The sequence below is a fragment of the Streptomyces sp. cf386 genome (assembly GCF_900103585.1).
Classification (GTDB): domain Bacteria; phylum Actinomycetota; class Actinomycetes; order Streptomycetales; family Streptomycetaceae; genus Streptomyces.
The window spans coordinates 149,176-170,050 of the sequence record NZ_FNHV01000016.1; the positions used below are offsets into that span (position 1 = coordinate 149,176).

Annotated in this window: 13 protein-coding genes; 6 read left to right on the forward strand and 7 right to left on the reverse strand. The window is 70.9% G+C overall.

Annotated elements, in window-relative coordinates; genetic code table 11:
* Positions 1-11: 11 nt before the first annotated feature.
* Genes BLU79_RS34490 through BLU79_RS34505 form a run of 4 tightly spaced genes read right to left on the reverse strand, consistent with a single transcriptional unit; the run spans position 12 to position 4,181 of the window.
* Complete coding sequence (locus BLU79_RS34490; RefSeq protein ID WP_093909915.1) at positions 12-845, reverse strand: carbohydrate ABC transporter permease; 834 nt, start codon at positions 843-845, stop codon at positions 12-14.
* Positions 842-1,762, reverse strand: a complete 921-nt coding sequence (locus BLU79_RS34495) for a carbohydrate ABC transporter permease (RefSeq protein ID WP_093909916.1) — start codon at positions 1,760-1,762, stop codon at positions 842-844. Before BLU79_RS34495 ends, BLU79_RS34490 begins: the two co-directional genes overlap by 4 nt.
* A gap of 2 nt (positions 1,763-1,764) precedes the next feature.
* Positions 1,765-3,087 carry an ABC transporter substrate-binding protein gene (locus BLU79_RS34500; RefSeq protein ID WP_093909917.1) on the reverse strand — a complete coding sequence of 441 codons (1,323 nt, stop codon included), beginning with the start codon at positions 3,085-3,087 and terminating at the stop codon, positions 1,765-1,767.
* Between the two features lie 56 nt (positions 3,088-3,143).
* Positions 3,144-4,181 (reverse strand): LacI family DNA-binding transcriptional regulator, encoded by a 1,038-nt coding sequence (locus tag BLU79_RS34505; protein ID WP_177001291.1) that lies wholly within the window; start codon positions 4,179-4,181, stop codon positions 3,144-3,146.
* Positions 4,182-4,251: 70 nt separating this feature from the next.
* On the opposite strand from BLU79_RS34505, the gene BLU79_RS34510 reads away from it, so the two are divergent.
* Together BLU79_RS34510 and BLU79_RS34515 are read left to right on the forward strand one after the other, a co-directional pair.
* Positions 4,252-6,375, forward strand: coding sequence for an alpha-galactosidase (locus BLU79_RS34510; protein ID WP_093909919.1), 2,124 nt, complete (start codon positions 4,252-4,254; stop codon positions 6,373-6,375).
* Positions 6,376-6,516: 141 nt separating this feature from the next.
* Complete coding sequence (locus BLU79_RS34515) at positions 6,517-7,485, forward strand: aldo/keto reductase (RefSeq protein ID WP_093909920.1); 969 nt, start codon at positions 6,517-6,519, stop codon at positions 7,483-7,485.
* Between the two features lie 87 nt (positions 7,486-7,572).
* Here BLU79_RS34515 and BLU79_RS34520 read toward each other — a convergent pair whose 3' ends face one another.
* Positions 7,573-8,394, reverse strand: a complete 822-nt coding sequence (locus BLU79_RS34520; protein ID WP_093909921.1) for a phytanoyl-CoA dioxygenase family protein — start codon at positions 8,392-8,394, stop codon at positions 7,573-7,575.
* 63 nt (positions 8,395-8,457) lie between these two features.
* Here BLU79_RS34520 and BLU79_RS34525 point away from each other — a divergent pair, with 63 nt between their 5' ends.
* Positions 8,458-9,378 (forward strand): helix-turn-helix domain-containing protein, encoded by a 921-nt coding sequence (locus tag BLU79_RS34525; protein ID WP_093909922.1) that lies wholly within the window; start codon positions 8,458-8,460, stop codon positions 9,376-9,378.
* A gap of 315 nt (positions 9,379-9,693) precedes the next feature.
* Positions 9,694-11,973 (forward strand): ricin-type beta-trefoil lectin domain protein, encoded by a 2,280-nt coding sequence (locus BLU79_RS34530; protein ID WP_093909923.1) that lies wholly within the window; start codon positions 9,694-9,696, stop codon positions 11,971-11,973.
* Positions 11,974-11,982: 9 nt separating this feature from the next.
* Here the strand turns inward: BLU79_RS34530 and BLU79_RS34535 are convergent, their stop codons facing one another.
* The gene (locus BLU79_RS34535; protein WP_093909924.1) at positions 11,983-12,648 is read right to left on the reverse strand and encodes a DUF4232 domain-containing protein; all 666 of its coding nucleotides are present in this window, start codon (positions 12,646-12,648) and stop codon (positions 11,983-11,985) included.
* Positions 12,649-12,682: 34 nt separating this feature from the next.
* On the reverse strand, positions 12,683-15,067 hold the full coding sequence (locus tag BLU79_RS34540) for a SpoIIE family protein phosphatase (protein WP_093909925.1): 2,385 nt from the start codon (positions 15,065-15,067) through the stop codon (positions 12,683-12,685).
* A gap of 192 nt (positions 15,068-15,259) precedes the next feature.
* Between BLU79_RS34540 and BLU79_RS34545 the strand changes: the two genes are divergently transcribed.
* Both BLU79_RS34545 and BLU79_RS34550 read left to right on the forward strand, forming a co-directional pair.
* On the forward strand, positions 15,260-18,367 hold the full coding sequence (locus BLU79_RS34545) for a glycoside hydrolase family 2 TIM barrel-domain containing protein (protein WP_093909926.1): 3,108 nt from the start codon (positions 15,260-15,262) through the stop codon (positions 18,365-18,367).
* 237 nt (positions 18,368-18,604) lie between these two features.
* Positions 18,605-20,836, forward strand: coding sequence for a glycoside hydrolase family 9 protein (locus tag BLU79_RS34550; protein ID WP_093909927.1), 2,232 nt, complete (start codon positions 18,605-18,607; stop codon positions 20,834-20,836).
* Positions 20,837-20,875: the final 39 nt, after the last annotated feature.

Sequence of the window (20,875 nt, forward strand, 5' to 3'; positions counted from 1 at the left end):
TGGACCTCCGGTCACTTGACGGCTCCACTGGTGATTCCGGACACGATCTTTCGCTGGCCGACGAGGAAGACGGCGACCATGGGCAGGCTCATCACCACGACGTACGCGAAGACGAGATGCCAGTTGTTGAGGTAGAGCTGGGCGCTGGCGACCTGGTAGAGGTTGAGCGGCAGGGTCGCCCGCTCTCCGCCGCCGAGGACGAAGAACGCGTAGAAGACATCGCTCCAGGCGTAGAGCATCACCATGATCGTCGCGGTGGCGATCACCGGCCGGAGCAGGGGCAGGACGATCCGCCAGAAGATCCGCGCCGGTGTCGCCCCGTCGATCCGGGCCGCCTCCTCCAACTCCATCGGGATGGCGCGGATGAAGCCGGTCATGAAGAAGATCGACGTCGACAGGTACATGCCGGTGTAGACGGCGATCATTCCGGGGCGGGTGTTCGCCAGGCCCAGCTGCCGCAGCTCCATCACGATGGTGATGACGGCGGGCGGCAGCAGCAGCCCGCTGATGCACAGCGCGTACGCCGCCGAGACCAGCTTCGACTTGCGGCGTGCGAAGACCCAGGCGGCGCCCGCGCCGAGGAGCAGCACCAGGACGACTGACGGGACCACGACGAGGAGGGAGTTGAAGAAACCGCGCAGCATCTCGCCCTGGCCGACGGCGTCCGCGTAGTTGGCCGCCGACTGCCAGTGCCGGGGCAGGTCCAGGTTGGGCTTGATGGCCTCCGCCTGCGGCTTGGCGGAGGTGACCGCGACCAGCCACAGCGGGACGCCGACCGCCAGACCGGCCAGCAGCAGGACGAGGGCCGGGCGGCCGTACCGCCACGCCGGAGCCACCCGCGTCATAGCGTCTGCTCCCTTCGCCTCAGGCCGACGACCAGCGGAATCGCCACGGCGACCACGGCCAGGAACAGGACGAGGCTCATCGCGGAGGCCTGGGCGTACAGGCCCTGGCCGAAGATCCGGAACATGTAGATGTTGAAGACCTCCGTGGCGGCCGCCGGCCCGCCACCCGTGGTGGCCTGCACGATGTCGAAGGTGTTCATCGAACCGATCAGCGCCGTGGTGACGTTGAAGGTGACGGCCGGCGCGAGCATCGGCCAACGCACCGACCAGAAGGTCCGCCAGGGTCCGGCGCCGTCCATCCGGGCGGCCTCCAGCATGTCGCCCGGGATGCCCTTCAGTCCGGCCAGATAGATCAGCATGGCCAGCCCCATCCACTTCCAGCCGTGGATGAGGGTGACGACGACCGGCGTCCACGTCGTCGAGCCCAGCCAGGGAACGTCCGTGCCGAGCACGGAGTTGAGGGCGCCGTCCTGGTCGAGCAGGGCCTGGAAGACGTAGCCGGTGGCGAGGGCCGAGATCAGCACCGGCAGGAAGAAGACGGCACGGAAGAACCGGTTGAAGCGGGTGTCGTCCTCCAGCAGCAGCGCCAGCACGAGCCCGAAGGCGTTCTGGAACACCGCGGCCAGCAAGGCGTACAGCAGGGTCGTGCGGATCGCGCGCAGCAGGGAGCCGTCGTCGGCGATGGTCCGGAGGTTGTCGAGGCCGGTGAAGGCGATGTCCGCGTGGTAGGAGGACCAATTGGTGAACGGGTAATAGAAGTTGAGCAGGTTCGGTACCAGGAAGAAGCCCGCGAAGACGACGATCGCGGGGAGCGCGAACCACCAGGGATGGTGCACGGCGGCGCGGGGCAGACGGCCCGCCTTCTTCGGCGCGCCCGTCGTCGAGGCGGGCTTGGCGCGTACGACTGTGTGGGCCATGGTCAGAACCCGGGAGCGCCCTGGGCCTTGGCGACCTGGGCGAACTGGTCCTGGATGGCCTGGGCGACCTGCTGCGGGTTCTTCTTGTCGAAGATCATGTCGGCGAGGTAGAGGTGGGTGTCCGGGGCCACGATCGCCTTGGCCTGGAAGACGCCGATGGCCTGGGGCAGGGCGGCGACCTGGTCCTTGGACGTCTGCGGGAGCCCGTCGGGCGTCGGCACGGACGGCTGCACGGACGGGATCTTCATCGCCTTGATGTAGTCGGCGTAGTCGGGGCCGAGCCAGAAGGCGAGGAACTGCCGGGCGGCGTTCTGCCGCTTCTCGTCGCCGGTCCTGAAGGCGACGACACCGTTGGTCTGGTCGGGGGAGTACAGGCCGGTGGCCGAGGAGTTGGCGACCGGGAACCAGCCGATCTCCCGGTCGATCTCGGCGGTGGAGTACTTGGCCTGCAACTGACTCTGGAAGGAGGTGACGTTGAGGACCATGCCGACCTCGCCCTTCCACAGGGCGTCGGCCTGGCCGGTGAAGGTGCCGGTGCGGTAGTTCTTCTGGGCGACTCCGGCGTCGAGCAGCCTCTCCTTGTACTTCTTGATCGCGGAGACGACGACCGGATCGGTCCACTTCTCCTTGTTCTCGTTCAACCCGTCCCACCACTGCTGGTCGAGGTCGGTGAGCTGGATCTGCGTCTGCCACTGCAGGGGCCACTTGTCGCCGCCGGCCTCGTAGAAGCCGGCCGCGTCGGTGTCGTCGACGACCTTGCGGCCCAGCGCGAGCAGTTCGTCGTAGGACTTCGGGAAGTCCTTCTCGGCGATGCCCGCCCGCTGGAAGACGTCCTTGTTGTAGTAGACGCCCAGCATGGCCGGGCTGGTGACGATCGCCGCGTACCGCTTGCCGTCGATGACACCGAGCGACTTCTCGGTGTCGCCGAGCTTGGACTCCCAGGGTTCCCCGTCGAGGGTGAGGAGGTTCTGCTGCGGCTGGACGAAGGGCAGCGTGGAGACGGACGGCTGCCAGAACATCAGGTCGGGGCGGTCGCCGGACGCGAGCTTCGTCGGCACGTTGGACTCGTACGGGTCCGGGATGGCCTGGGTCTCGACCTCGGCGCCGGTGGCCTTCTCGAAGGCCTCGACGACCTGCTTGGGCGCGTTGACCGTGTTCTGCGCGGTCCACATGGTCAGCTTCACGCCGTCCAGGCGGGCGGTCGGATTCACCGCGGTCTGCTCGGCGTCCGTGCCGGAGTCGCCCGCGGTGGGGTCGCTGCACGCGGTGGCGGCCAGGGCACAGGCACATATCAGGGCCAGCGCGGGGAGGGCTCTCGTCTTCATCACGTACCTCAAGTGCCTTTCGTGAACGGGGTGTTCAGTGCGGCGGTACCGAGATCTCAGTCGCGGGAGGGCGGCGGCCCCGAGCTCTCCCGCACCACCAGCTCCGGTACGGAGACGAGGTGCGGGGCGACCTGCGCGGACTCCTCCAGCACCCCGTGCAGCAGGGCGAAGGCGGCCCGCCCGAGGCCGGTGAAGTCCAGGCGTACGGTCGTCAGGGACGGGGTCAGATAGGCGGAGTGCGGGGCGTCGTCGAACCCGGCCACGCTCACTTCGCCCGGCACGGACCGGCCGGCCTCGTGCAGGGCGCGGAGCACGCCGAGTGCGAGGTCGTCGTTGCCGCACAGGATCGCGGTGACGGCCGGGTCCTTCGCCAGCTTCCGGCCCGCGGCGTGGCCGCCCGGCGGGCCCCAACTGCCCTGCACGGGACGGGGTTCCGGTGCCCCGGCCTCCTTCAGCGCCTGCCGCCAGCCGGTGGTGCGGGCACTGGTGCGCCGGGTGCTGGACGGGATGGCGACGTAGTGCACGGTCTCGTGGCCGAGGGAGAGCAGGTGCCGGGTGGCCCGGTAGGCGGCCTCGCGGTCGTCGGCCCACACCCAGGGGCGGCCGGGGTCGGGCGGGCTCGCCGGGGTCTCGATCACGCCGACGACCGGCAGCTCGGCGGGGACGGCACCCAGGGCCCGGACACCGGCCGGATCGTAGGCGATCACGATCAGCCCGCCGCCCGCGTCCGCCGCGCGCTGCACGTCGGCGGCGACGGCGGCCTCGTCCGCCGATTCCAGGACGCCTATCCCGACCGCGTAGGACGCGGCACGGGCGGCCTCCTCGACGCCCTGGAGGATCGACGCGTAGCCGTAGTGGGTGGTGTTGGCGGTGAGCACGGTCACGGCCCGGCTGCGTCCGCTGGCCAGGGCGAGCGCGGTGGCGTTACGGCGGAAGCCCAGCTCGTCGATGGCGGCGAGCACCCGCTCCCGGGTCGCGGGCTTGACGCTGGGATGGCCGTTGATCACCCGGGAGACGGTCTGGTACGAGACGCCGGCGGCGCTCGCGACGTCCCGGATGCTCGCCGGGCGCCTTGTGTGACCGGTCACATTCATGCGAGGATTGTGACCGGTCACACAGGGGTCGTCAAGAGACCGTAACGATGGATTTACGCGGGGAGGTACCTTGACCGGTACGGCGGACGCGACGAGTGAAGTCTCCAACTCGCCTGAACATGCGTTCAGTTGGGGCCACTCGGCATTGGCGGTCGAGTTCGCCACCGCCCCGGACGGCACCCTGCGGATCGTCCGGCTCGGCAGCGGTCCCTGTGACCGGGTGGACCCCGATTCGGCCCTGCCGCTGGTGGAGTTGACCGCCCTCGGCCATGGCAGCGGCTGGTCCGGATCGCGCTTCACCGGAACCGCCCTCGGTTCGCGGCTCCGCCACCGGGCCCACCACAGCGGTCGCCGCGCCGAGTGGGAGTGGCTGACCATCGAACTCCACGACCGGGCAACCGGGTTGACGGCGTTCGTCGAGCTGTCGTCCCCCACCGGGGTGCCGGTGCTCCGCTCCCGGGTCCGGCTGCGCAACGAGGGCACGGAACCCCTCGTCGTCCAGTCCGTCAGCAGCCTGCTCCTCGGCGGCCTTCCCTCGCCGGACGCCCTCGATGTGCACCGGGCCCGCAACGACTGGCTCGCCGAGTGCCGTTGGTGGGCCGAGCCACTGCGCGCGACCGTCGCCGACATCAACGTCCAGGTCCACCAGCACGACAGCCGGGCCGCCCTCGTCCTCACCGGGCGCGGCAGCTGGCCCACCGACGGCCACCTCGCGATGGGCGCGCTGACGGAACGGGACGGCGGCCGGACCTGGCTGTGGCAGATCGAGTCCCCGGCCGGCTGGCGCTGGGACCTGGGCGAACACGCGCGCGGCGGCTATCTGGCGCTGAACGGCCCCACCGACGCCGAGCACCAGTGGCGGGTCGGGCTCGCGCCGGGCGAGGAGCACACCACCGTGCCGGCCGCACTCGCCCTCGGCCCCGGGTTCGACGCGGCGATGGGCGCTCTGACCTCGTATCGCCGCGCCGTCCGCCGCCCGCACCCGGACCACAGCACGCTCCCCGTCGTCTTCAACGACTACATGAACACGCTGATGGGCGACCCGACGACAAAGAAGCTGCTGCCCCTGATCGACGCGGCGGCGCAAGCGGGCGCCGAGTACTTCTGCGTGGACGCCGGCTGGTACGACGACTCGGCGGACGGCGGCTGGTGGGACAGCGTCGGCGCCTGGCTGCCGTCCGCACGGCGCTTTCCCGACGGCGGGATCCGGGTGGTCCTGGACCGGATCCGGGAGCGCGGCATGGTGCCCGGGCTGTGGCTGGAGCCGGAGGTCGTGGGCGTACGCAGCCCGATCGCCTCCGAGCTACCGCCGGAGGCCTTCTTCCGGCGAGACGGTGTGCGCCTCGCCGAACAGGGCCGCCACCAGCTCGATCTGCGCCACCCGGCCGCCCGCGCCCACCTCGACAGGACGGTGGACCGGATCGTCGGCGCCTGGGGCGTGGGCTACCTCAAGCTGGACTACAACATCGTGGTCGACCCGGGAACCTGCGCCCCGGGAGATCTCGCTCCGGGAGCGGGCCTGCTCGGCCATACCCAGGCCTATCTGGAGTGGCTGTCCGACGTCCTGGACCGCCACCCCGGCCTGGTCGTCGAGAACTGCGCCTCCGGTGGCATGCGCATGGACGGCGCCACCCTCGCCGTCGCCCAGCTCCAGTCCACCAGCGACCAGCAGGACCCCCTGAGCTATCCGCCCATCGCGGCCTCCGCACCCACCGCGGCCCCGCCCGAGCAGGGTGCCGTCTGGGCCTACCCGCAGCCGGAGTTCGACGACGACCTGATCAACTTCACGCTGGGCGGGGCGCTGCTGGGCCGCATTCATCTGTCCGGTCACCTGGACCGGATGTCGGAGCAGCAGTTCGGGCTCGTGCGGGACGCGGTGAGCACGTACAAGTCGATCCGGGGAGAGCTCGCTACGGCCGTTCCGTTCTGGCCGCTCGGCCTGCCGGAGTGGACGGACGAGTGGCTGGCGCTCGGGATGCGGGTGCCGGGCGGTTCCTCCTGCATCACCGTGTGGCGCCGCGGCGGGGAGGCTGAACTACGGCTTCCTGTGCGGCATTTGGCGGGCCGCACTGCGCGTACGGAGATCCTGCACCCCTCCACCCCGGACGCCGGCACGGCAGCCTGGGATGGAGACGGACTGCGGGTGACCCTGCCGCGCACCCCCGGTGTGCTCCTGATCCGGCTGACTTCGTAGGCCCCGTCAGTCGAGTGCGCAGGGCGGATCAAAGCGCCGGGGAACGGCGGTCGTCAAGGGCGCGGCGGGAAAGCAGGGGTCGCCGGACATGACGACGTACGCTCCCCCTGGTACCCCACCCCGAAGGCAGGAGCAGCAACGATGCAGTACGTGAAGCTCGGTTCGACGGGCCTGGACGTGTCGCGGATCTGTCTGGGCTGCATGACCTACGGGCTCCCCGACCGAGGCGTGCACGAGTGGACCCTCGACGAGGAGGCGTCACGGCCGCTGATCCGCCAGGCGCTGGACGCCGGGATCAACTTCTTCGACACCGCCAACGTCTACTCCGACGGCACCAGCGAGGAGATCGTCGGCAAGGCGCTGAGCGACTTCGCCCGCCGGGACGAGATCGTCCTCGCGACCAAGGTGAACGGCCGGATGCGGCCCGGTCCCAACGGCGCCGGCCTCTCCCGCAAGGCCATCATGACGGAGATCGACCACAGCCTCGCCCGCCTCGGCACCGACTACGTCGACCTGTACCAGATCCACCGCTTCGACCCGCACACCCCGGTCGAGGAGACGATGGAGGCCCTGCACGACCTGGTCAGGGCGGGCAAGGTGCGCTACATCGGGGCGAGTTCGATGTACGCGTGGCAGTTCGCCAAGATGCAGCACACGGCCGAGCGGCACGGCTGGACCAAGTTCGTCTCGATGCAGAACTACTACAACCTCCTCTACCGCGAGGAGGAGCGCGAGATGCTGCCGCTCTGCGCGGACCAGGGCGTCGGCGTCCTGCCCTGGAGCCCGCTGGCACGCGGCCGGCTCACCCGCGACTGGGGCACGGTCACCGAACGCAGCGCGGGCGACAACTTCGGCAGCCGGCTGTACGCCGACAGCGACCGCGTCGTCGTCGACGCCGTCACCCGCGTCGCGAGCGAACGCGGCGTCCCGCGCGCCCAGGTCGCCCTCGCCTGGCTGCTCCACCAGAACACGGTGACGGCCCCGATCATCGGCGCATCCAAGCCGCAGCACATCGAGGACGCGGTGGGTGCGGTGGAACTCGCGTTGACTGAGAAGGAGTTGGAGGAGCTGGAGCAGCCCTACGCTCCCCATCCGATCATCGGCCACTGAAGCGCCCCGATAGGGGCGTGGGGCTGTGTCGATTTGCGGCTCCGCCGCGTGGGCGCGACCAGCCGCAACGAACCCGCAGCCGACGTACTAGTGGGGCCCGTACGGCGCGAACTCGCTACCGCACGGGCCCGCCCCGTCACTCTCGTCCAACGCCACACGATCGCCGCTCATCGACACCGTCCGGTAATACGCCCCGATCCGCTCGGCCGAACGCCCCACATAGTGCCCGATGAACGACCGCCGGAACCGATCGTCCGTCCCGTTGGGCTGCGACCCATGCACCAGACTCCCGTTGAAGAACAGAACATCCCCCGGCTCCATATCGACCGGCACCGCCGCCAAACCCGCCGGAGGCGCGACGTACTCCCGCGCGAAGGACACCTCGGCGTCCGCCGTCTCCGGGCAGAACAGGTCCATCTCATGCGTGCCGGGGACGACTTCGAGCCCACCGTTGTCCCGGTCGATCACATCGCAGGCGATCCACGCCGCCACACACGTGCCCGGCTCGACGCGCAGATAGAAGTTGTCCTGGTGCAGCGCCTGCCCCCGGGCCCCGGGCGGCTTGAAGTAGAACATGCTCTGCGCGGCCAGCACCTCCTCCCCGAGGAGCACCTCCAACACGCCGCGCAACCGCGGATCGAGCAGCACCCGCAGGGACAGCTCGTCGATCTCGTGCGGTTGCAACACCCTCGGATACACACCCAGCGGGTCCCCGCCCGACGGGCGCGGCTCGAAGTGCCCGGGCACCGGCCCGGCCGCGTGCAGTGCCGTGAACCGGTCGCGGAGCCGGTCGATCTCGTCGTACCCGAACAGCCCGCGTACGACCGTGAAGCCGTCGTCGCGGAACTGGCGGAGTCCGGCCTCGGGCAGGATGGGAGCGTCGGCGTCACTGATGTCCGTGGCTGTCATCTGTCCACTCCTCGGTCAGGTGTCCTTTCCCTGCCACGCTAGGCCGATCGACGTTCCAGGAGGATGACCGTGAGCGCTGACGACTTGCCTGAGACTGCTGCGCCCGGTGATCCCGCCCCGCCGCCGGGCCTGGTGGTGGTCGGGTACTTCGACCAGCCGGCGGGGTACGGGGTCAACCGGCCGAGCGGTGCGGACAGTTGGCTGTTCACCTGGACGACCGGCGGCCGGGGCCGGCTGTGGCACGGGGACGCCGAGGCGCGGGCCGGGGCGGGGGACCTGGTGGTGCTCGCACCGGGTGTCCCGCACCGCTACGGGGTCGAACCGGGCGCACGGCACTGGGAGTTCTGGTGGGCGCACTGCCAGGCCCGCCCCTCCTGGCGGTCCTGGCTGCGCCCGTACGACGCCGGTGAGGGGATGTACGTCGTCACGCCGACACCGGACGCCGTGCGCGGCCGCGTCGAGGCGGCGTTCGGCCGGATGCTCGCCGACGCCCGCTGGACGGGGACGGAGGCGCCGCCCGACGTGGCGCCGGGGGACGAGCCGGTCGCCGTGGCGCACGGCACCGCGGCGCGTGAACTCGCCCTGTGCTCACTGGAGGAGGCCGTCCTGCTCACCGCCGGTACCGCGCGGACGGTGCGGTCCGGCCCCGGTCTCGACACGCGGGTACGCCGGGCCCACGCGCTGATCGCAGCCGATCCGGCCGCCCCGCACACCGTCCGCTCGCTCGCCGGGCGTGTCGCACTCTCGCCCTCCCGGTTCGCGCACCTCTTCACCGAGCAGACCGGTCAGTCACCGATGCGCGCGTTGCGCGAGGCGCGGCTGCGACACGCCGCCCGGCTGCTGGAGGGCACCGACCTGTCCGTGGAACGCGTGGCCGCCGCCTCGGGATTCGTCAGCCCGTTCCACTTCAACCGGGTGTTCCGGGAACGGTACGGGATGCCGCCGGGTGCGTACCGGGCGGGCGGTTCAATGGTTGGCGGGTGACTTGTGGAGGCGCTGTGAAGACGCGTGCGCACGTATGACCAGGCAAAAAGGAGGGAGTGCGGTTCCTCAATGGTTTGCGGCGAAGTTCGCGGTGAGGTGAGTGAATACCATTTCCAATTGCCCACTGGATACGCCGTAATGACCCTGGACCGCTATTGACCGTTCGTCAAATAGTGACCGCCCGGCACGCAATGCACAAAACCCGGGAATGACTTGTTCCCTGTCGCTGACCTGTGCAAAGGTGTGCTTCGCTCCCACACGCCCCGCGCTTCACAAGAGTCGCGCCCGGAGCATACCCCTTGGTATGGACCTTTAATGCCGCATGCCCTCCGGAGGAATGCCACCGTGCATGACGCTGGCCCGTCGAATTCCCCTCGCGACGCCCGTCTTTTTGAAGTGACGGACGCTCAACTGAGCGCCGAACTCAAGAGGTGGACAGGGGCGACACCAGCGCTCCATCCCGTGGGGGAACTCCTCGACCGGCACTGGGAAGCAGGCTTCGCCTATGCCCGGCTGTGCACCGCGGACGCCCGTTCCGCGGGAATGCTCACCACCGCGGCATTCACCCGCCTTTTCGGTGAAACGCTGCGGCAGACCGGGCCGACGGCCGCATGGCGCCCCCAACTGCTCGTCACCGTGCGGCGTATCGCGGCCGAGTGGGACACCGACCGTCGGCGCGAGCTGCTCCACCCCGAGCTGCGCTCCGAGTCGGACGGCGCGGAGCGTGCCGTGGCCCGGCTGCTGCCGCCGGCCAACCGCCGACTGCTGACCGGCGCCTTCCAGCGGCTGCCTCAGTCGGCCCGCTGTCTGCTGTGGCACACCGAGGTCGAGGCCGAGCCGCTCGCCGTACCGGCCGGACTCCTCGGCCTCGACGACGAGTCCGCCCACGTCGAACTGGGCCGGGCCTGCGAGCGGTTGCGCGAGGAGAGCCTCCAGGTCCACCGCGAACTCGCCCCCGAGCAGGAGTGCCGGCGCTATCTGCGGATGCTGGACGTCACCTACCGGCGCGGCGGCGTCGACATCGACCCCGACCTGGGCGAGCACCTGAACCGCTGCGGGCACTGCAGCGACACCGCCGAGCAGCTGAACCTCTTCAACGCGGGGCTCGGCTTCGCGCTGGCCGAGGCGGTGCTCGGCTGGGGCGCGGGTGCCTATCTGGAGTCGAGAGCGAGACAGGCCGACACGCCGGCGGAGGTGAAGCCGCCGGCGCGGGCGGCGGAGATCGCGGGCGAGTCCTTCTTCGCCGACGATGCCGCCGTCGCCCCTGCGGGAGACACCCCGACCCCTGCGGGAGAGGTCGCCTCGGGCGCAGGCCCCGCCCCCGCCGCGGAGGCTTTCGCTTCCGTGCGTGGGAACTTCGCTGCCGGGAGTGAGGCGTTCGCTGCCGCTGGTGGGAACTTCGCTGCTGGGGGCGGGGCGTTCGTTCCCGGGGGTGAGGCATTCGCCCCCGCGGGAGGGACCGCCGCACCCGTGGGTGAACCCTTCACCGCCGCGGACGTCGTCGCCTCGCCCGCCGTGCCGGGTCCCCGACGCGCCCGCCGGACCGCCCGTCGGGCCGCCCCGCGCACCGGCCCCGCCACGGCTTCCCGTCCCGGCGACCCCGCCCCCGCTGCCCCCACCGGCGAGACCCGCGCCTGCTCCGGCCGCTCCGCCCTCAAGGCCGCCCGCCGTGCCGCACGGCGTCGCAACCTCACCGCGGCCGTCGTCACCGTCAGCGCCCTCGTCGTCCTCCCGCTCGTCGTCTGGTCCGCGCTCGGCTCCGGAGACGGCCCCGCCCCGGCCGCCGACGACCGCCCCGCCCAGACGCCCGCCCCCGACGCGGGCACCGCCACCAGCAACCCGTCCTGGGCGGGCGCGGCCGAGGCCGCGAAGGGCGATCTGCGGGGCCGGCTGCACAACATCGGGTCCGGGCTGTGCGTCGGCCTCGTCGGCGGGAAGGCCGTCGATAACGCGGAGGCCGAACTCACCAAGTGCTCCGCTGCGCCCGGCCAGCAGTGGTCGTACGAGACCGACGGCCTGATGCGCAGCGCCACGAACCCGGACCTCTGTCTCGACTCCCACCTCGGCTACTCGGTCCGGCTGGCCCCGTGCACGGGCGGCTCCGACTCCGAGAAGAAGAACGTCCGCTACGACTTCACGCTCCAGGGCACCCTGGTGCCACGCTTCAACCAGGACCTGGCCCTCAGCCCGGCCGCCACCGACGGCTCGGGCGCCCTGGTCCTCAAGACCCGCGACGACGAGGGCGACGCCCAGCACTGGGTGATCGACACCTCGCGCACGGAGCTCCAGCTGGAGGTGGTCAACTGGGGCAAGGAGGTCGAGACCGACACGCCGAGCACACCGGAGCCGACCCCGACCCCCACCCCCAAGTCGACCCCGACCGCCACCCCGACCCCGTCGGCCGTGCAGCCGACGGCCACGAGCCCGTCCCCGACCGACGCGTGCTCGTACTACCCGTACTACTGCTCCGGGGACGGCCAGAACGGCTGGTCCGGCGGCGGATACGGGGGTTCCGGCGGGTACGGAGGCGGCGGGGGGTACGGATACGGCGGGGGCTACGGAGGGTACGGATACGGCGGTGGCGGCCGCCACTGACCACGCCGGTCAGCCGCCGGTGCCGGGTTGGAGCACCGTCAGGCGCACCGACGACTCGTTCCCGGCCACCGGCACCTCACCGGCCGTCCATGCCACCTGCAGCGGATCCCGCTCGTCGGGCGGCGTCACGAGCAGCGCCTCCGGCACGGCCGTACGGGCCCCGCTGATCTCCGGGCTGGCGAAGGACAGCCCGGCCCATGCGCTGCGGCCCGGGGCCAGCGACACGGTCGTCGGCGTGTCGGGGGACCGCTTCGGGTCCGGGCCGAGCTGCTTGCCGGACGCGTCCACGAAGGCGGCACCGGGGTAGCCGCGGACGGTGCAGGTGCGGTCGGTCGCGTTGGTCAGCACGATCGGGAAGTTGCGCTGCCCGGCCCCCGGACTGGGACGGCCGATCTTCGCGCGCAGCTCGGAGGTGTGGCAGCGCGGAGCGGCGGCGGCCGACTGGGTCACGGGGCTTGCGGTGTCGGCGGTGCCGGGTGCGGTCGGGTCCGGCTGGGTTGCGGGACTCCCCGCACTGGCCGTACCGGCCGTGGCCGCAGGGCTGCCGGTGCCGTCCGGTGTCCGCACGGCACCGTCGGCGCCGCTGCCGCACGCGGCGACCAGGCTCAGCAACGCGACGGCGCTGACGAGGGGAGTCGCTCGGTGTAAGGGGCGGAATGCCCGTGCATGTCCCATGGTTGTCACGACTCCCCGTTTTCGCACCGACTACTCACCCCTCGTCGACGAGCCCGATCTCCGCCCAGATCGTCTTGCCCTCCGTCGTGTGCCGGCTGCCCCACCGCTGGGTGAGCTGGGCGACCAGCAGCAGCCCGCGGCCGCCCTCGTCGAAGGTCTTGGCGCGGCGCAGATGCGGTGCCGTGTGGCTGGTGTCGGAGACCTCGCAGATCAGGGTGGCCGCGTCGTGGATCAGCCGGAGTCGGATGGGATGGATGCCGTAGCGGATGGCATTGGTGACCAGTTCGCTCACCACCAGTTCCACGGTGAACGACACCTCGCTCAGAGCCCAGGTGTCGAGCTGCTCGACGGCCTGCTTGCGGATGGGCGCGACGAGCGCCGGGTCCGCCGGGATGTCCCAGGTCGCGACCTGGGAGGCGGGCAGCCCCTGGGTGCGGGCCACCAGCAGCGCCACGTCGTCGGCGACCCCGCCCGTCGGGAGGAGCGCGTTCAGCACGCGCTCGCAGGTCTCGTCGAGCGAGCCGGAGGCACCCGCCAGCGCGTCGCACAACAGCGAGTGGCTGGCGTCGACGTCGCGCTCACGTGTCTCGATGAGGCCGTCGGTGTAGAAGGTGAGCACCGTGCCCTCGCGCAGCTCGATCTCGGCGGACTCGAAGGGCAGCCCGCCCAGGCCCAGCGGTGGCCCGGCGGGCAGCTCGATCTCCCGCGGCGCGCCGCCCGGTGGGACCATGACCGGCGAGGGGTGCCCGGCCCGGGCCAGCGTGCAGCGCCGGGAGACCGGGTCGTACACCGCGTACAGACAGGTGGCGCCGACCTCGCCGGGGCTGCCCTCGCTGCCGGTCTCCTCGGACAGGCGGACGACCAGGTCGTCGAGGTGGGTCAGCAGCTCGTCGGGCGCGAGATCGATGTCGGCGAGGGTGCGTACGGCGGTGCGCAGCCGGCCCATGGTGGCCGAGGCCTGGATGCCGTGCCCGACGACGTCCCCGACGACCATCGCCACCCGCATCCCGGACAGCGGGATCACGTCGAACCAGTCGCCGCCCACCCCCGACCGCGCCGCCGGGAGGTAGCGGGAGGCCGCTTCGAGCGCGGCGGTGCGCGGCAGGGTTCGGGGGAGCAGGCTGCGCTGCAGGGCGAGGGCGGTCTCGCGCTCGCGGGAGTAGCGGCGGGCGTTGTCGATGCAGACGGCCGCGCGGGCCGTGATCTCCTCGGCCAGCAGCACATCGTCGGGTGTGAACGCCTCGGGGTTCTTGAACCGGGTGAGCACGGTGACGCCGAGGGTGGTGCCGCGGGCCTGGATCGGCACCGACATGGTGGTGTGGATGCCGTACTCCTGGATGCGCTCCGCGCGTGCCGGGTCCCAGGAGAGCCACTGGCCCAGATCACCGGTCGAGGTCGAGGCCACGATGGCGTGCCCCGCCAGCAGCGCGTCGGCCTGGGGCGAGGGGGCGGGATACACGTCCATGCTCCCCGGCTTGACGACGGCTTCGGGGGTGCCGTGGTTGACGGATCGATGGGCGGCCCGGCGCAGGGAGATCGGGGCCGTCAGCCGACCGGTGGGCAGTTCGCTCCCGTGCTCGGGCGGGTCCAGCAGGTCGACGCTCACGAAGTCGGCGAGGGCGGGAACGCAGATGTCCGCCAGCTCCTGGGCCGTCCGCGTGACATCGAGGGTGGTGCCGATGCGCACGCTGGCCTCGTTCACCAGCTGGAGCCGCTCCTGGGCCACGTACTGGTCGGTGAAGTCGTGCGCGGCGACGGACACGCCGCGCACCCGGCCCTTGCCGTCGGTGATCGGGGCCATGCGGGCCAACCAGGCGTACGTTCTGTCACCGCCGACCGGAACGTACGTCCGTACGTCGGTGCCCCGGCCCGTGGTGAGCACCCGCAGAAGCTGCCGCTCGATGTCGTAGCTCTGAGCCCGGCCGGTCAGCTCGGGCGCCCGCAGCCCGCGCACATGCTCCTCGGACAGGCGCAGGACCTCCGCCATGACGGAGTTGATCCGGCGCAGCCGGAGCCGCTCGTCGTAGATCGCGATGGCGCAGGGGGACTCCAGGAGCCCGACGCCGTCCAGCGGATCGTCGGGCAGCCGGGGGCCGTCCCCCTCGATCGGCGTGACCACGAGCCAGTGGTCGGGCCCGGCGTCCTGCGGCCGCACCCGGTGGGCGAGCAGCCACACGGTCACCGCGCCGCCGTCGCGATGGCGCAGGGTGAGGATGCCGTCCCACCGCTCGCCGTCGGGGGCGCCGGACCGGGTCTGCCCCTCGTCGGCCAGCAGATTCACGGCGGGGCGCCCCAGGACCTCGGCGGCCGGGTGGCCCAGCAGTCGCTCGGCCCCGGCGTTCCACTCGACGACCACGCCGCTGTCGTCGACGACCGCCCGGGCCGTCGCGGCCTCGTCGAACGGATACTCCGGGCTCATGCTCGCCACTCCATCGCGCACACTCACGGTGAACAACCGTGAGCACTTGGGCTCCAGCCTAGTGCGTCGGCGACGCGTACGTATCGGAACTCTCTTGGCGCGCTCTTGACTGCTCCGTGTGCCACCCCGTCAGAATCTGTTTGTTCACGATCAGTTGTGAGTACTTCTGGGCCCTGATGAGGGAGAGCCGCCATGACAGTCACTCGAAGATCGTTACTGCTCGCCTCCACGGCCGCCCCGGCGGCCGGAGCGCTGCTGAGCACCCCGCCGGCAGGGGCCGCCGAACTAGCCGAAACCGCGCCTGCCGCCTCCGGCCGCCGCACCGTGCCGCTGCGCGACGGCTGGCGCTTCGCCCTGGTGAACCCGGGCGGGATCACGGACCCGACCGGCGCGTACGCCGGTGCCGCCGAGCCCGGCTACGACGACTCGGGCTGGCGCGAGGTCGCGGTGCCGCACGACTGGAGCATCGAGTTCGCCCCGACCACCGAGCACGGCACCACCAGCGGCACCGGCTTCTTCCCCGGCGGCCTCGGCTGGTACCGCCTCGCCTTCACCCTGCCGCCCGCCCTCGCGGGCAAGCGGATATCGGTGGAGTTCGACGGCGTCTACATGGACTCGTACGTCCACTGCAACGGCAAGGAAGTGGGCCGCCACCCCTACGGCTACACCGGCTTCGCCTTCGATCTCACCGACCTGGTGCACACCGACGGCAGCACCGAGAACGTGCTCGCGGTCAAGGTGCAGAACCGCCTTCCCAGCAGTCGCTGGTACTCGGGCAGCGGCATCTACCGCGAGGCCCGCCTCGTCGTCACCGAACCGGTGCACGTGGAGCGCTGGGGCACGTACGTCACCACTCCCGAGATCACCGAGGAGCGGGGCGTCGTACGGGTGCGGACCTCGGTGGTCAACGCCTCCGCAGGCGGCACGGACGTCGAGATCGTCTCGCGGATCGTCGACCCCGGTGGCCGTACCGTAGCCCGTACCTCCTCCACGGTCCCCGTCACCGACAAGGCGACCGAAACCCACGAACTCACGGTCCTCGAACCGAAGGTGTGGGACTTCGCGACCCCGCACCACCGCTACACCCTGAAGACCGAACTGCGCGTCGGCGGCAGAACCGCCGACACCCACCGCACGACCTTCGGCTTCCGCACCTTCCGCTTCGACCCGGACGAGGGCTTCCACCTCAACGGCGCCCACAGCAAGATCAGGGGCGTCGACCTCCACCACGACCTCGGCGCCCTGGGTGCCGCCGTCAGTATCGACGCGATCCGGCGGCAGATGACCATCATGAAGTCGATGGGCGTCAACGCCTTCCGCACCTCCCACAACCCGCCCTCGCCGGAGATGATCCAGGTCTGCGAGGAGATGGGCATCGTGATGCTGGTGGAGGCCTTCGACTGCTGGCGCTCGCCCAAGACCCGCTACGACTACGGCCGCTTCTTCGACGAGTGGGCCGACAAGGACATCACGGAGATGGTGCTGGCGGCCCGCAACTCGCCCGCCGTCCTCACCTGGTCGATCGGCAACGAGGTCTCCGAGTTCACCTCGGCCCCCGGACTCGCCATGGCCGACCGCCTGATCGCCGCCATCAAGGCCTCCGACGACACCCGCCCGATCGTGATCGGCTCCCACCGCCACCGCAGCGTCCCCGCTCCGGGCACACCGGGCGACCTGATCCTGGCCAAGCTCGACGGCCTCGGCCTCAACTACAACACCGCCAAGTCGGTGGACGCCCTGCACGCCCGCTATCCCCACCTGTTCCTCTTCGAGTCCGAGTCCTCCTCCGAGACCTCGACCCGAGGCGCCTACCAGGAGCCCGAGCGCCTCAACACCGGCGAGAACTACACACCCGGCAAGCGCTCGACCTCTTCCTACGACAACAACCTCGCCTCCTGGACCATGAGCGGCGAGTACGGGCACAAGAAGGACCGCGACCGGAAGTGGTTCGCCGGGCAGTTCCTGTGGTCGGGCATCGACTACATAGGCGAGCCCACGCCGTACGACGTCTTCCCGGTGAAGGCGTCCTTCTTCGGCGCGGTCGACACGGCCGGCTTCCCGAAGGACATGTACTACCTGTTGCAGAGCCAGTGGGTGAGTGAGCCCATGGTCCATCTGCTGCCGATGACCTGGAACCACACGGAGGGCGACACCGTCGAGGTGTGGGCGTACTCCAACGCCGACGCCGTCGAGCTGTTCCTCAACGGGAAGTCCCTCGGCACCCGGACGTTCGACACCAAGAAGACCGTCGACGGCCGGGCCTACCTGGAGACGACCGAGGCGACCGGCGACGACAAGACCTTCACCGACGGCCCCTACCCCGGCAGCTACACCAGCCCCAACGGCAGCGCGGGCAAGCTCCACCTCACCTGGAAAGTGCCCTACAAGCCGGGGGAGTTGAAGGCGGTGGCCCGCAGGGGCGGCAAGGCGGTCGCCACCGATGTGCTGCGCACGGCCGGAGCGCCGAACGCCGTACGACTGACCGCCGACCGCAAGTCCCTGAACGCCGACGGCCGTTCGCTGGTCTTCGTGACCGCCGAGGTGGTCGACGCCCGGGGTGTGGTGGTGCCGGACGCCGAGAACCTGATCTCCTTCGACGTGCGGGGCGGCTCGCTCGCCGGCCTGGACAACGGGCGCGAGGAGAGCGCCGAGCGCTACCAGGCGAGCACCCGTACGGCCTTCCACGGCAAGGCGCTGGCGATCATACGATCCGGCACGAAGACGGGCTTGCTGAAGGTGACCGCACGGGCCGAGGGCCTGCGGGCGGGCAGCGTGACCGTGCGGACGGCGCCCGCCAGGTCGGCCGCACTCACCCCGGCGGCGGATTTCGAGCCCGACTATCCGCAGCCCGCCAACTACCCGTACGCTGACGCCAGTTACTCCGGCCGTCCGGACACCCTCCCCGCCGCGATGCTCGACGGCGACCCGGCCACCGCCTGGTCCAATGGCTTCCTCAAGGCGGCGACAGCCTTGCTGCCGGCCTTCGACGGAGCCAGGTCCGAGGACTGGGTGAGTGTGGACTTCGGCCGCGCGCGGACGTTCGGCCGGGTGGAGGTCTCGTTCACCGTGGACGCGAGGCACTCCCTGCCCGCGTCGGTCGGGGCCGAGGTGTGGGACGGCCGCCGGTATGTGCCGGTGAAGGGGGCGGCCGTCGACTGGGCCACCGCCTCGGACGCGCCGACCGCCCTCACCTTCGATGCGGTACGAGGCTCCCGGTTGCGGCTCACCTTGACCAGCGCTCACCCAGGTCAGGCGCGAGGAGCAGTACGCATCAGCAAGCTGGAGGTGCCCACTACCTGACCCACGTCACGGTCCGGACGAACGGTTCGTGCAGCGCCCCGTAAGGGGCGCGGGGAACTGCGCGACCAGCCACGGCGGTGCCGCAGCCGAAATGCGACCCATCGCGGCAATACCCAGCGGAGCGTTTCGTCCGCACCGTTGACGGAGTGTCATGTCGCCAACAAGCATGGTCGCGTCCGCATCTGGGAGCGCTCCCATCGCGAGCGTAACCCGCACCTCCCCCCGAGGAGCCCAGACGTGAAACGACGCAGAACCACCCTGCTGACCCTGACGGCCCTGCTGGCCGCAGGCCTCGCCGTACCGGCAGGCGCCGCAGAGGTCGAGCAGCTCAAGAACGGCACCTTCGACACCACCACCGAGCCTTGGTGGGCGAGCAGCACCGTCACCGCGGGCCTGTCCGACGGCCGACTCTGCGCCGATGTGCCCGGCGGCACCACCAACCGCTGGGACGCGGCCGTCGGCCAGAACGGCATCGCCCTGGTGAAGGGGGAGTCGTACCGCTTCTCCTTCACCGCGAACGGCTCGCCCGAGGGGCACGTCGTGCGGGCGATCGTCGGCCTGTCGGCGGCCCCGTACGACACCTACTTCGAGGTGACGCCGGAGCTGAGTGTCTCCGGCAACTCGTACGCGTACACCTTCACCTCGCCCGTCGACACCCCGCAGGGCCAGGTCGCCTTCCAGCTCGGCGGCAGTGCGGACGCGTGGCGCTTCTGCATGGACGACGCGTCCCTGCTGGGCGGCGTCCCGCCCGAGGTGTACGAGCCCGACACCGGGCCCCGGGTGCGGGTGAACCAGGTCGCCTATCTGCCTGCCGGGCCGAAGAACGCCACGCTGGTCACCGACGCCACCGAGAAGCTGCCCTGGCAGCTGAAGAACGCCTCCGGGGCGGTGGTCGCCCACGGCTGGACCGTGCCGCGCGGCACCGACGCGTCCTCCGCGCAGAACGTCCACTCCATCGACTTCGGCGGCTATCGGAAGAAGGGCAACGACTTCACGCTGGTCGCCGACGGAGAGGCGAGCCGCCCCTTCGACATCGGCACGGCCGCCTATGAGCGGCTGCGCCTGGACGCCGTGAAGTACTACTACACGCAGCGCAGCGGCATCGCGATCCGCGACGACTTGCGCCCCGGCTACGCCCGCCCCGCCGGACACGTCGACGTCGTGCCCAACCGGGGCGACGGCGCGGTGCCCTGCCGGCCGGGCGTGTGCGACTACACGCTGGACGTCACCGGCGGCTGGTACGACGCCGGCGACCACGGCAAGTACGTCGTCAACGGCGGCATCTCCGTGTGGGAACTGCTGAGCACGTACGAACGCGAACGGCTGGCCCGCACGGGGGAGTCGGAGAAGCTGCGCGACGGCACGCTCGCCATCCCGGAGAGCGGCAACAAGGTGCCGGACATCCTGGACGAGGTCCGCTGGGAGCTGGAGTTCCTGCTGAAGATGCAGGTGCCCGCCGGGCAGCCGCTGGCCGGCATGGCGCACCACAAGATCCACGACGAGCAGTGGACGGGCCTGCCACTGCTGCCGAGCGACGACCCGCAGAAGCGTGAGCTGCATCCGCCGTCCACCGCGGCGACCCTGAACCTGGCGGCGACGGCCGCGCAGGCGGCGCGCCTGTACAAGCCGTACGACAAGGAGTTCGCGGCGAGGGTGCTGGGTGCCGCCCGCAAGGCCTGGACGGCGGCGCTCGCGCATCCCGACCGGTACGCCTCGGAGAGCGACGGCATCGGCGGCGGTACGTACGCCGACAACAATGTCACCGACGAGTTCTACTGGGCCGCGGCCGAGCTGTATCTCAGCACGGGGGAGAAGGAGTTCGCGGACCACGTCCTGGGCTCCCCGGTCCACACGGCCGACATCTTCGGCGCCCTGGGCTACGACTGGGCCAGGACCGCGGCCGCGGCCCGGCTGGACCTGGCGACCGTGCCGAGCGGGCTGCCGGGCCGGGACAAGGTGCGCCAGTCCGTGATCAAGGGTGCGGACGCCTACCTGGCCACCCTGAAGTCACAGCCGTACGGGATGCCGTACGCCCCGGCGGGCAACCTCTACGACTGGGGGTCCAACCACCAGATCCTGCACAACGCCGTCGTCATCGCCACCGCGTACGACATCACGGGCGCCTCGAAGTACCGGGACGGCGCGGTGGAGAGCATGGACTACCTGTTCGGTCGCAACGCGCTGAACATCTCGTACGTGACCGGCTACGGCGAGGTCAACTCCCGCAACCAGCACGCCCGTTGGTATGCCCACCAGCTTGACCCGAACCAGCCGAACCCGCCCGTCGGCACGCTCGCGGGCGGGCCGAACTCGAGCATTCAGGACCCCTACGCACAGAGCAAACTCCAGGGCTGCGTCGGTCAGTTCTGCTACATCGACGATATTCAGTCTTGGTCGACGAACGAGCACACGATCAACTGGAACTCCGCCCTGACCCGGATGGCCTCCTTCGTGGCCGACCAGGGGTAGGAGCGGCGAGCCCGCCGTCGCGGAGTGCGGCGGCGGGCT